The organism is Candidatus Woesearchaeota archaeon, from assembly GCA_016187565.1.
Taxonomy (GTDB): Archaea; Nanobdellota; Nanobdellia; order Woesearchaeales; family JACPJR01; genus JACPJR01.
Genome location: JACPJR010000010.1, coordinates 1 through 12485, shown reverse-complemented (window position 1 = coordinate 12485; position 12485 = coordinate 1). Strand labels below are relative to the sequence as shown.

The window sequence follows — 12485 nt, the reverse complement described above, 5'->3', positions numbered from 1 at the left end:
AATACACGCAACGCTTTACTTTTTGAGCAAGCATTGTTCCTTGCGGTTGGTATTTCATGGTCTGCTTGCATCGTGGGCATCTCAAGAGAAGCGTATTACGGGGCATCTTTCACCGGAGGTTCTACTGGCTTGTTGTCGTCTGGAGGAACGTCAGTCGGAGAGGGTTCTGGCTCTTGGTCTTGATCAGATTTGCTAAACTCCTCAACTTTCTTTTGGATGTTTGCCGAGGCGTTTATATCCTTAAACAAGGCCCGTGCATCCTGTGAGCCTTTGAGATCAAAATAGCTAAAGAACTTTGGCGTTAATTTCAAAAGCATGGATCTTCCTTTCCTCTGTCTTGTAAGAAAGCCCAAGTCCTCAAGTTCCTTGATATGGTCGTAAGCACTACTTGATCTTACTTTGATAATCAGTGACTGTAAGACTGGCTGTTTCCAGGCAATAACCGCCAATGTTTCCATGACTGGCCGGTTTAGCTCGGTTTGAGGAACAATCTGCTGCACTAACGGCATAAACTGTTCACGAATCGTTACTTTCCATGAACTCTGCTTATTTTCTGTATCTCCTGTTTCCTTAGCCTCTTCAACAACCATCAATGCACTACCTTTTTTCTCATATTCTTGCTGAAGAGCAAGGAGCGCTTTCTTCATTGGCTCAAGTGTTCGTACATTACAAAGACGGGAAATCTCCTGAAGGCTTAAAGGCCTGCCTGCAGCAAAAAGGATGGCTTCAACTTCTCGGGTGTAATCTTTCATGGTGTAATCCTTCATAGACCAGCCACCCCTAAGCTATACATCTCATTTTCTTTTTGAAGAATTTTATCCTTTACTAATTTTTCAATAAATGGTTTTAATTGTGCCGCATCAAGACCAACATTCTTTGCAAGATCCTCAAGTGTTTTCGGTTTTTGCTGAACCGAAACAAGGACAACATTTCGTATTAATGTTAACGAGTTGTCCATCAATTTCTTATTTTGGGCTTGAAGGTTCTTTGCGAGCATATCAAGGCTATGGAGCTTTGCCTGAAAATCGTTGAAATAGTTGGAAAGCTCGTGGGCATCAAACACCAGTTCCTCAGGTTCTATCAGTTCAATGCTTGAAGGCATATAGTCCAAACAAAATGCCCCCACTTTAGGAACATCGGCAAACCAGAGTTCAACCTCTGCAAAAATACTGTACATACCATCCTCCACTTCTTGGGATTCAGCAATATCTACTTTTTTAATATCCAGCTTCTGATCATGATGGAGGGCTCCAATGAAGTCACGAAAGGTCTTTTCAAGATGTTCTTTTGGTCTTCCCAACATCTCAATAATAACCCGACCATACATCATGCCCTGTTCAATTTTTTCTCCATCACTTAGTTTACTCATAGCCGTGACTATGTCTGGTTCTTCTCGTTCCTTAGCATTCTTGTCCGGGGATTTCAGAGAGGGTCTTGTCATGGATATCTTTCTCTAAAGTTCGTAGAGAACAACTCAAGAAGAGAGCATCATAGCTTTATAAAGATATCGCTCCAAAAGTTTATCAGGAAAACTCACAAAAATATCTTAGAGATCCCTATTTTTTCCATTCTTTGGCAAAGATGTACAGGTAGATATAAATTCCCAAACCGACGAAAACAAAAACTGCCAAGAGTACGGTCCAAAATGCAGGTGCCTCTTCTCCTGTTGCCAGTTCTTTAACATCAGATGCAACCCCTTTTATCTTCCCGGTTGCATTTTGAGGCTTTATTTCTTGGCTTTCATTAGTTGTTTCTACCCATAAACATGGTTGTTTTTCATCCGGCGGAGTTATTTCAATAACTTGATCGACAAGCCCCTCTGTTTTTTTTGTAAGGCAATCGTTGCTTTCAGTACACGTTCGTGTTTGTCTGCCCTCGAAACATTCGTCCCAATCATTACACGCCCACGATTGAGTACATATCTTTTTATCTGTTTCATCAATATCTAGATTGGACTCACATCCAGGATCTTTGAGATCAATAAGGGTATCATTGTCATTATCGATACCATCTGCACAGGCAATAGTCGTATTTTTGGTGGTTTGAAATCCTCCTCCACTTCCTCCCCCACTACTTGTCGATCCAGGGCTAGAGTCATCATCATCAGAGTCTGAGGAGCTAAGAGTTATTGTGCCACTTGCAGCGTCGCTTTTGCTTGCAGACCCATCAGGATTGCTCTGGGCTTCTGCAGTAACCGTATAGCTACAGTTAGCTGTTCCTAACGTAACCGTCCATGTATGAGAGACCGTCTGGCCATCCTGAGTATTGTTTGTGGTAACCGAAGAAAGCTGGCTTCCGATACTACAGTCTCCAGCAGTTACGGAAAAGGTCATGGTAATATCTGCATTCCCCCCGGTTGTTGTTTGCGCTGTGACGCGAACGGTACTGCTCGAAGACCCGCTTGTGGCAGATGAATTGACAAGCAACAAGAGATTGATGACATTGACTTCGATGCTGTTATCGGCAACATAGGTGTCAGTAACCTCACCAATCATAATCTTTGAGAACCCATTAGCTCCGGTCTTTTTTCCCTTTAACGAATCAAAGACAACCTCTACAGTAGCACCTGAATTAACATTAGTATTAATGGTTTCAAGATAATTAGAGTCCTCAAGCCAACTCGTACTATCAGGATAGAGGGTTGCTGTTCCTAAATTTCCAGCAGCATCTCCTGTATTTTGAATGGTTGCTGTACAGGAGAATTGATCATTCAAAGCGACTTCATCGGGGCTACAGGAAAAGGCAACGACTTCCAAATCTGCTACTGCAATACTTTGTGGAAGGATAATCAGGAAAGAGAAGAAACATAAAACAAAAATGCCAATGCTACGCATGCATCTTTCTGTACTTTGTTGATACACCATCTCCACCTCTTTTTTTAACGCAATTTGAATTTGATAATGAAGGAATCAATCTTCTTAATATGTTTTAATGATTTTTGAGCTTCATCCAAAAAAAGGGTTAGCAGCCTCAAGTCAAAGTCCCATCAAATGATTGAATCCAACCGACAAGGGGGATGTCCCTTACGGGGAATGTCGGACTTCAAAGATACCATCAAGGACTTTGAAGCTGCTAACTTAAGCGTTAGCGGATTTTTGGATGAAGCTTGATTTTTGGTGACTACCCGGTATAATTATTGGTAAATGTCCAATTTTGATCTCCCCAATCCGTATTTGTGGTATTTGTTGTGTCAATGCAGTAGACATTCCAAAGGAACGTTCCATTTCTCCAAAGGGTTGTAAAAGATCGCTGTCCACGAGTAACCGAGCTACTCGTTGTGTTGATTGCCCATGTTCCTGTTTTGTTGCTATAGAGACTACAATTTGCTGAGGCAGGTCCAGCAAGCGTGTAGTTCAGCGTTGGATTCGTCATATTAATGATTACATTGTTTGAAGGGCTCCCAAGTGTGACATTTGCACGCGAAGAGTATCTAAACACTGACCAACCATAGGCATAGTTCCAATCAATATCAGAACAATAGATCTGTACGCCGTAATCTTGAGGTAAAAGTATAGCATTACCGTAAGCGAAGGAATGATTTCTTCCTCCGGTAGTGAGACCGGTTGCTGCAGACGTCCATCCATAAGACGAGCCATCGCTCCATGAGCGGTAATAACTACCAGCATAATCATAAATATATGTTGAACCACGATAGACGGTGTTGTTACAATAGACAGTCGAGCTAATATTATACCACGTATACGATACCGGACAGTACCATGAGTAAAAGTTATCGTAATTCACAACATAAATGTAACAGGTCGCGTCTTCTGTCGTTGTCCAGTTAATCGGAAAAGTTGTTGTTATTGCACCGGTTAGACCAGTAAACGTAGTTCCTGTTGCTGGTGACGTGACATTAATGGTTGGTCCGGCAAGGTCCTTTACATAAACGCTTCCTGCATCAATAACTGCATAACCACTTGAACCATTTACAGTTGCACGCACATAAATATATCCTCGAGTCCAGTTAGTGGCTGAGGGTTTAACGATCCGGATAATCGCATTGTCGCTAAGATTTGTCGTACTTGAACCAACACGATCAAACGTGGCAGTACTGTAGGCCCTGCAACTGTCACTCCAGCAACTTTCAGAGGGTGTAGAATATTCTACTTTAGTGACATTAACCGTTACAGGGTTATTTGATACATCTCTCACATATAATCTTAGGCTAAGGTTCTCATCAAGACCGAAATTATATTTCCAGTTTCCATTGATATCAACACCGCTTCCCCATCCGGTATAGACATCATTAGCATTAAACCAGACTCCACCATAATTTTCTATTGTTGAAGTTGCATCTGTGGAAGAACTCCAAAGGGTCGTCAAATAATTGTATCCCTTTCTCCATGAACCAGATGGCGGATAAATGGTCAAATTCTGCGTACCGGTAATTTGACATCGGGTTACTCCTGCATTTCTCGTGCTACAATTACCAACAGAAAAGTTATAGTACTCTAGGGTGCTTATATACGAGTCATACCTCCATTGATAGATGCTGGTTAAGTTTCCTGTTGCTGCTGATCCGCTACTTGTTTGAACACTAACCGAAACCGTAATATTATTAGATTTTGGAATGTTCGTACCACCAATGGGCGTTCCCCAGCTAATCTGGAAAGGAACTGCTCTAAAGGAAAGCCAGCCTTCTTGGATATTATTCTGGGCATCAGCAACTTGGATAGTTAAATAATGGTAATTTCCCCAGCTCCCGCTTCCCCACGCTCCGTTATTGGGGCAGACACTAAAGCTACTATTCCCGCCAAAGGTCCCTGAAGGGGTTATATTCGTATAATTGGTGACAGAAGAATATGAGCCTTGCCATGATGACTCTATAACCGAGATGATACGATACGTACCTGAAAGCAGGGCATTGTTTGACCAGTCCGGTTCACGGATGCTAATCGTACCATTCACACAGGCACTTGCATCTATAGAGTATGAAGGTGTTGTTACCTCAACACGGAAGGGCTTTACATCAAACCAGAGCCATGCTGTTGCTGTTTGGCTTTCATTGTCACGAAGGGTTAGTTCTCCATTCATGTATCCTGAGGGCCACGTTCCTCCTGTATAGGACAAATTAATTATCTTGGTCCCATTGATCGTTGTGCCGCCTCCAACAATAGTTATATTAAACTGTTCAGGGTAGGTGTATTCAACTTGTTGATAGGTTTGTGAATCCCACCTTCTGAGAACCGCATCAACAATAGTCGTGTTAAGATAATCGCTCGAGGTGTAAGAAGAGTAATAAGAACCACTTTTCTGGCTTCTTGCCGTTGTCACTTTGAAATACATAGGTTCATTGTTCTTGATGCTATACTTCCAATTACTTCCTGTAGCGTCAGTTGGCTGGGCTTCTGCATAAAAGGCAATGGTATTAAACCACCCGCTTCCTGTTTCTGAATCGTTGACATCAAGAACAACTTGATAATAACCAGTTCCCCATGTCCCGGAGGTGGGGGTTAAATTGATGAGATATGCCGTATTGATAGAACCACTCCAATACCATCCATTAGAGGTGCTTACAGTAATGTTTGTTGCTGTGTAGCTGCTTTCGTTTAAATCTGCACAAGGCCATTTACGACAATCCTGAAGTTTCTTAACCCGCACACTCACATTACCTCCGAGAGAATTACCGCTTTGTCCCCATTCTCCCGCGTTCTGAATAGTCACGTACAGACTGATATTATTTCTGGAATTAATGTTGTACACCGACGTACAACTTCCACTTGAACATTCAACAGGTGAAGCATAAACCTCCCATTGGCGTATTTCAAACCATGCATCTCCATAATCACTTGTTCCACCACTATCGGTACCTTGGAGGGTAACGCTATACGAGCCAGGTTTCCACTCTCCTCCAGGAGCGAAGGTAACAGGAAGAGTTATATTCCCTTGTCCATTCGTAACTGTCGACGTATTTAATTGTGAAACATTATAAGCATATTCGATAGGTGGCCAAATCCACTGACCCGGGCTTCCTTGATAGCGGACTTTTTTTACCGTTAATGTACCACTTAAACCCCCACTCCCATAATTGCCCCACCAGTTATTCCCTGCCTCATACATATAGACATTCAAGCTGATGTTGTTTGTCGGTTTATTACGCCAATTTAAGGCATAACCATAAAGATAAAATGCCCGCGCCTCAAAACCTCCGTATGCAACGTCTTGGGTTTGGCCATTTTGGCCAGTAATCAAAAAGGTAACGCTATAGCTCCCCCCATCCCAATCCTGGAGGGCTTTAATCGTACAGGTATAACTTCCCTGGCTGTTATCTGCCTGACAGCTTGATTGTGAGGCATTTAACACAAATACCTTTCCGGTATCACGCTGAACAACCTCGACAATAGTTATCGTAGCATTGGTTACTGCTTGTTGGGTTTGGGTATTTAAGGTACATGCCTGCCCCATACCGTACGAGCTATTCGTTGCATTGCTAAAACTTGCACGGCCCGTCGGATTATTTGCCTCAGCAACTTTCATTTCAAAGTAGATCGTATCAGTCGTCTTGAAATGCCAGACATAATAGTATCCGGTTGATCCACCAGCCTGCCCAGGTGTATTTTTAGGAACAAGGCAAACATCATAGGGATTAATGATAAAAGAAGCAGCTGTTGCACTAGTCCCATTATCAGCACTAATATAAACCGTGTAAAGTCCACCCTCGCTTGGTGGGTCTAACTTTAATTTTTGTGTTGTAGCGTTCCATGCCCATTCTGAGTCGTTATTGCTGAGGTTCACTGAATCAAAGGCATTAACTTGAAGATAGGATAATTCAGTACCATTCCCATAAGTAACAGAGACGACACGTGCATCACTCAAAAGAACCGTTCCTGTAGAATTTTGTGCAGTAAACGTAATATATACTGGCTCCTGTGTACCGAACAACTCCTTTAAAGATCCTTCTCCATTGGTTGAAAGTGATGATAACATCGTGGTAATAACACGTATGGGCTTGGTTACGATATTCTCATGATTGTTAAAGGAAACCGCCACCAAAATAACATATTTACCTGCACTTGAAGGGCTGATCAGCGAAAAGGTGTAACATCCTTCTTTTCCACAACTTGCGTTCCACGTGGCATTTGCACTTGAGATAGCATTGTCGAGACCATCCTTTAATAAGAGTGTCATGGACGTGGTGGTATTAATCGAATTAATGATGGAAGCATTCGCACGCCAGGTAGGGAAGAGCTGAAAGGCAATAGTAGCGTTGGCAAAGACGCTATACTCATAAGCAAATCCTGAGTCAAGATCACTTTTTTGTAAGCTTAAATCCCATGTCTGAAGTTGGAACGATGTTGTACGCTGAATCATCGTGCCATCTTGGTTGGTGATATTGATCGTAACAAAGTACGTTCCTGGTTGAAAGTTAATGGCGTCGAGGGTTGTGGTAAATCGGTTAACATACCCATTGGTACTATTAAGAAGAGTTGTGCTAATGTTCTTTGCTATGTTTCCAGTTTTATCAGTAACCGTTCCGTTAAACCGATAAGTTTCATTAGTTGCATTGGTAAGAACCGTGACTTCAAAAGAAGCTCGCTCATCAGTCGTAAATGTTCCTTTGATGCTTTGTGCCAATTCATCCTTCACTGAAAGGATTGCATCAAAAGGTTTTACAGTGAAGGAAGAGAATCCTTTAAAATTATTGACTTCAACAATATACGTTCCGTAAGATGACGGAGCTGTTGTTGTAACCGTACATTTCCCCGTTGTACTTGTATTACAAGAAAAGGAACTCAAAACACTTTTTGCACTATTACGGATAGACCCATTGATAGAAACATTTTGAATAAACGTGATCTCATCGTTAATTTCTGCAATGGCTTCAACAAAGAGTTGCATGGTCTGGCTGGGATTATATGCAGACTTATCGGTACTCGCAATGAGTTTATCAACGCTTTGATTTGCAACCTCAAATTCAATCTGTGTCCACCAATCCGTTCCTGCAAGATCGGTGTAATTGGCACGGAGATAATAGTTTCCTGACGTAGATGGTGCCGTAATTCTGGTTGCATTGGAAAAATAACTGCTCTGTGAATAAAATGTCCCTGTGGCAGAACCAGTAAGTCCTGTTGAGGAGATAACAACACCACTTGCTTTATTGATGACTGAAATATTAATTGATGCATTCGCAACTTCAGTATGATTTTGAACAACGCTACCATTGGTTGAGAAGTTTGATAAGTAAACCGTACCCTTTAACTCAAGAGATTCATTAAGGGTATAGACGGTCTTGGAAAGAATCACATTAAGATCAGTAACATACGTGTTCGCAGAAACCAATGGTAAATACAGAAGAAGAAAGGCGATACTCAACAAGAAAGATAAGAAAAAACAGTAACCCTGATGCTGCCCATTCTTCCCAAGATTCATACAAAATGCGCCTCTTTTAGGAATATTGATGACTCTGATACTCTCCAGAGAACTAAAGGTTTATAAATGTTTCTTCTTTGCTCAACATAAGCATATATAATAGAGGACAATAGTATTTAATATGTTTTTTCCTCTAGTATATACTAGAAAACCTAACAAATAATATTAAAAATGTAGGTTTTCTATTATAACTATAGATCTTGTAGGAGATTACAACAGGGAGAATATGGATCAGAAAGATGTTGATGCTCGATTGCAACTGGTGATGCGGAATACCCAAGAAATCATTACCGTTGAGGAATTGCGAGAGCTCTTAACAAAGAAAAAACATCCCAGAGCGTATATTGGGCTTGCAACAACAGGAAGAGTACATCTCGGTTATTACATTCCCTTAATGAAGGTAGGAGATTTTCTTAACGCAGATTTTGAGTTTATCATTCTGCTTGCCGACATTCATGCGCACTTAGATGATCGAAAATCTCCTTTTGAATTACTAGACTTAAGAGTAGAATATTATAAAGAAGTTATTACAGCAATGCTGGAATCATTGCATGTAGATACGAAGCGACTAACCTTTGTCCGTGGAAGTGAGTTTCAATTACAAAAAGATTATACCTTAGATATGTATCGTCTTGCTGCGTTGAATACTTTTGAACGATGTAAGCGCGCTGCAGCCGGCGTTGTTCGGTTTGGCGAACACCCACGATTAAGCGGATTTATGTATCCCCTGTTGCAGGTTCTTGATGAACAGTATCTTGACGTTGATATTCAGTATGGTGGTATAGATCAGAGAAAGATTTTAGCCTTTGCTCGCGAGAATTTACCGCTTCTGGGCTATAAGCCACGGATTGAGGTTATGACCCCAATGCTTCCAGGATTAACCGGTACAAAGATGTCTGCTTCAGATAACAAATCAAAAATTGATGTCATTGATGATGCAGATGCGGTCAAGAAAAAAATTCAAGCGGCTCACTGCCCTGTAGGTGTTGAGGAAAACGGTGTCCTTGCTTTTGTGAAACAGGTTATTATGGTCAATAAGAGCGACGCAAATGAAAGATTTATTGTTGAACGATCGCCAAAGTATGGTGGAAATCTTTCTTATGAGAACTACGATGATTTGGAAAAAGATTATTTAGCACAGCGACTCCATCCCATGGATTTAAAGAACGCTGTTGCAAAAGAAATTAATGTCCTGCTCGAATTAGTACGAATGCATATGAAAGGAAAAGAAGGGCTTATGGGCAAAGCATTTCCCGATATGGAGAAACAAAAGTAAACAATTTTTTGCGAAAATTAATATATTTTCCTACAAACGCCCATTAAATATCCGCTAAAAAAACATGAATCTCACCGTAAAAAAGGATATAAACGCTATACTTCTCAATGCAGCCCATGCGCTCCAAAAAAATGATGCTCAAAAACTTAAGTTGTTAAGTAATCAAACCATCCACAATGCTTCTATATTTCAAGATGAGTATTCGGTGTCTATAGCTGTTGCCATATATGCGCTGTTTAAAGTTATTGAAGACGGCAACCGGGAACTACAGATTCAGGTAATCCCTCTGCTCCTTAAGGCAAATCGCTATTTGATCCGTGAAAAAATTAAACACTACAAACAAACAATAAAAGAAATATTTCGCCTCATTGGAAGACATGATGCACGGTTGAAACTATTTGTCGACGAGGTTATTCAGTATGCTGATGTCAAGAAGGGATCAAAATTATTTGAGCACGGCTTAAGCACGGCAATGGCTGCCCAAGTTCTTGGTATTTCACAATGGGAGTTAATGGAATATATAGGCAAAACAAAAATTGTTGATCGTCAGAAACCACGTATCGGTGTGGAGGAACGGTTATCTTTTGCGCGACGATTATTTCAATAAGATCCTATAATCCTGTAAGGACCTAAAAAATCAAACAAAGGATTACAGAGTCAAAAAATAAACCATGGAAAAAAGAACTCTTCAGCCAAAACGTTTGGTTTTTGATGCAGGCCCGATTATCAGTCTCGCTACGAATAATCTCCTCGAGATTCTTCCACTTCTCAAAGACAAGTTTCGAGGTGAATTTTTGATTACTCCAGTAGTAAGGAAAGAAGTTGTTGACAAGCCGCTTCTGTCAAAGAGATTTAAATTTGAGGCATTGCAGATATTACAACAGATCTCTCTTGATACATTAATGGTTATTGACTCCAAAAAGCTTCATCAAAAAACACTCGAATTACTCGGACTTGCGAATACACTTTATCGTGCCCGAGGAAACTGGATGAGAATCATGCATATCGGAGAGATTGAAACGCTAGCTGCTGCTGCGCTTTTGCATGCAGATGCTATTGTTATTGATGAACGAACAACACGAATGGTCCTTGAATCTCCAACAGATCTGGTCTACCATCTCGAGAGCAAATTACACACTAAAGTAACCATGAACGAAATAAACGTTGTGGGCCTACAGACAGCCCTCATGAATATCCCGGTTATTCGATCAACAGAGTTAGTAACTATCGGATTTGAACTAGGGTTCTTTGATAAATATCTAGCGCAGATTCCAGAGCCTCGAAAAACCCTCATCGAGGGACTTCTTTGGGGAGTAAAACTCAAAGGGTGTGCTATCTCTGACCAAGAGATACAAGAGATTGTGAAAGCTGAGCAGCTATAGTTGAAAAGCAGCTTTGGTTAAGAAAGATTACAACAGAAAAGAGAAAAATAAAATATGAAGAAAAAATAAAAATGTTTTATGGCTTATATAATAGAGGACAATGGTATTTAATATGTTTTTTCCTCTATTATGTACTAGAAAACCTAACAAATAATATTAAAAATTTAGGTTTTCTATTATAGTTTCAGCACAACCTTTGCTGGTTTCATATCCTTCCAAGCAACTTCGAACAAGGTTTCAAGGGCAGATGCAAAAAACGGTGTATTGACCCAGATCCCAACATCATAAGTTGGATGCACTTCTTTGTCGTCAAGCACCATAAAGATCAGTTCTTTGCCATCGACAACGCAAAATCTCGCTTTTGCATCGGTATGTCGAACTTCAGCGACTTCAAGTATGTCCTTCACTGCATTTACTGTTTCTTTTGTCAAGGGTGCTGCAATACGAATTTTTACTCCACGCTTTTTCAGTTGTTCAAACGTTGGCTTTAACCCCTCGATTTTTCTCATAAGTCCCTGTGATGTGGTCATAATCGTAACCATTTCTTCTGCGTTTCTAATCGTTAATTCAAGATGGTTGTAGAGGTTATGTCTCCCGCGAAGGCTTCCTGAAAGGTCGCTTGGCTCAACCAGCTCAACACCTTGAGAATGTAATGCGTTCAACTCACCAAGAACTTCAGTCTCTTTCAATTCCTCTAATCGTTTTATTTTGTGTTCAGCATCCTCATGCATATTTCGCTTGACACGCTCAACAACTTCATTGGGAGGAACAGCGATGTACTTGATGGGCTTGCCCAATTTCATAACCACAAATCCTTTACGCTCCAAAGATTCCAAGACATCATAACTCCTGGATCGAGGAACATTCGCAATATCGCTTAATTCTCCTGCAGTTGAAACGCCCCGTGAAAGTAACGCGGCCCAGATTTTAACTTCGTAAAGATTAAGCGAGAAATATCTTCTCAATTTGCTTAAAAATTCTTCTTTAACAATCATGGACAACCCCCTCCTCTTTTTTTGATATAACTTTATGGGAATTACTTATATGTCACTCCTATTAAAATGTTACGTTTTTTAATATTTGCGAAGTGCTTATAACCACAAACTTATAATCACAACGAAAATGAATACATTTGGAATAAATTTCAAGGATTACACACAAAACAGGTATCACCGAGGGAATTTTCTGATTTTGTTCTTAGAGATAAATGCGAACTCCTATTTAAATGTTACTTTTTAGTAGAGATTTTGGGATGGTATTCTACGGCTGAAGAGTAAGCAGAGAATAGAGAATTACATAAAAAGTATAGAATCATTATAATCTAACCTTTCCACCAGTCTCTGACTGGTGGCGTAAACCATAATAAGTGCTCTTTCTTAAAGGAATAAACGAAGCTGACCTGAGGCATACTGCCGTTTGGACACTATCCGTACAGCGTTAACGGCCACAACTCA

Annotated in this window: 8 protein-coding genes; 3 read left to right on the top strand and 5 right to left on the bottom strand. The window is 40.6% G+C overall.

Going from position 1 to position 12485, the window contains the following annotated elements; all coding sequences use genetic code 11:
- Positions 1 to 95: 95 nt before the first annotated feature.
- The 4 genes from HYW21_02725 to HYW21_02710 all read right to left on the bottom strand — a co-directional run bounded on the left by HYW21_02725 (position 96) and on the right by HYW21_02710 (position 8373).
- The gene (locus HYW21_02725) at positions 96 to 767 is read right to left on the bottom strand and encodes an SMC-Scp complex subunit ScpB (protein MBI2548241.1); all 672 of its coding nucleotides are present in this window, start codon (positions 765 to 767) and stop codon (positions 96 to 98) included.
- Complete coding sequence (locus HYW21_02720) at positions 764 to 1441, bottom strand: hypothetical protein (protein ID MBI2548240.1); 678 nt, start codon at positions 1439 to 1441, stop codon at positions 764 to 766. Before HYW21_02720 ends, HYW21_02725 begins: the two co-directional genes overlap by 4 nt.
- A gap of 115 nt (positions 1442 to 1556) precedes the next feature.
- Complete coding sequence (locus HYW21_02715) at positions 1557 to 2864, bottom strand: hypothetical protein (GenBank protein MBI2548239.1); 1308 nt, start codon at positions 2862 to 2864, stop codon at positions 1557 to 1559.
- Positions 2865 to 3120: 256 nt separating this feature from the next.
- Entirely contained in the window at positions 3121 to 8373 is a 5253-nt protein-coding gene (locus HYW21_02710) for a hypothetical protein (protein ID MBI2548238.1), read from the bottom strand.
- 226 nt (positions 8374 to 8599) lie between these two features.
- Between HYW21_02710 and HYW21_02705 the strand changes: the two genes are divergently transcribed.
- The 3 genes from HYW21_02705 to HYW21_02695 all read left to right on the top strand — a co-directional run bounded on the left by HYW21_02705 (position 8600) and on the right by HYW21_02695 (position 11031).
- The gene (locus tag HYW21_02705; GenBank protein ID MBI2548237.1) at positions 8600 to 9649 is read left to right on the top strand and encodes a tyrosine--tRNA ligase; all 1050 of its coding nucleotides are present in this window, start codon (positions 8600 to 8602) and stop codon (positions 9647 to 9649) included.
- Positions 9650 to 9713: 64 nt separating this feature from the next.
- A complete protein-coding gene (locus HYW21_02700; protein MBI2548236.1) occupies positions 9714 to 10256 on the top strand; it encodes a hypothetical protein in 543 nt (180 codons plus the stop codon).
- Positions 10257 to 10320: 64 nt separating this feature from the next.
- A complete protein-coding gene (locus HYW21_02695) occupies positions 10321 to 11031 on the top strand; it encodes a hypothetical protein (GenBank protein ID MBI2548235.1) in 711 nt (236 codons plus the stop codon).
- A 176-nt stretch (positions 11032 to 11207) separates the two neighbouring features.
- Here HYW21_02695 and HYW21_02690 read toward each other — a convergent pair whose 3' ends face one another.
- Positions 11208 to 12026, bottom strand: coding sequence for a TrmB family transcriptional regulator (locus tag HYW21_02690; protein MBI2548234.1), 819 nt, complete (start codon positions 12024 to 12026; stop codon positions 11208 to 11210).
- Positions 12027 to 12485 lie beyond the last annotated feature (459 nt).

What these genes read in the sequence shown, in the direction of transcription:
- HYW21_02725 (MBI2548241.1), bottom strand. Translation starts at nt 767, where the DNA reads ATGAAGGATTACACCATGAAAGATTACACCCGAGAAGTTGAAGCCATC.
- HYW21_02720 (MBI2548240.1), bottom strand. Translation starts at nt 1,441, where the DNA reads ATGACAAGACCCTCTCTGAAATCCCCGGACAAGAATGCTAAGGAACGA.
- HYW21_02715 (MBI2548239.1), bottom strand. Translation starts at nt 2,864, where the DNA reads ATGGTGTATCAACAAAGTACAGAAAGATGCATGCGTAGCATTGGCATT.
- HYW21_02710 (MBI2548238.1), bottom strand. Translation starts at nt 8,373, where the DNA reads ATGAATCTTGGGAAGAATGGGCAGCATCAGGGTTACTGTTTTTTCTTA.
- HYW21_02705 (MBI2548237.1), top strand. Translation starts at nt 8,600, where the DNA reads ATGGATCAGAAAGATGTTGATGCTCGATTGCAACTGGTGATGCGGAAT.
- HYW21_02700 (MBI2548236.1), top strand. Translation starts at nt 9,714, where the DNA reads ATGAATCTCACCGTAAAAAAGGATATAAACGCTATACTTCTCAATGCA.
- HYW21_02695 (MBI2548235.1), top strand. Translation starts at nt 10,321, where the DNA reads ATGGAAAAAAGAACTCTTCAGCCAAAACGTTTGGTTTTTGATGCAGGC.
- HYW21_02690 (MBI2548234.1), bottom strand. Translation starts at nt 12,026, where the DNA reads ATGATTGTTAAAGAAGAATTTTTAAGCAAATTGAGAAGATATTTCTCG.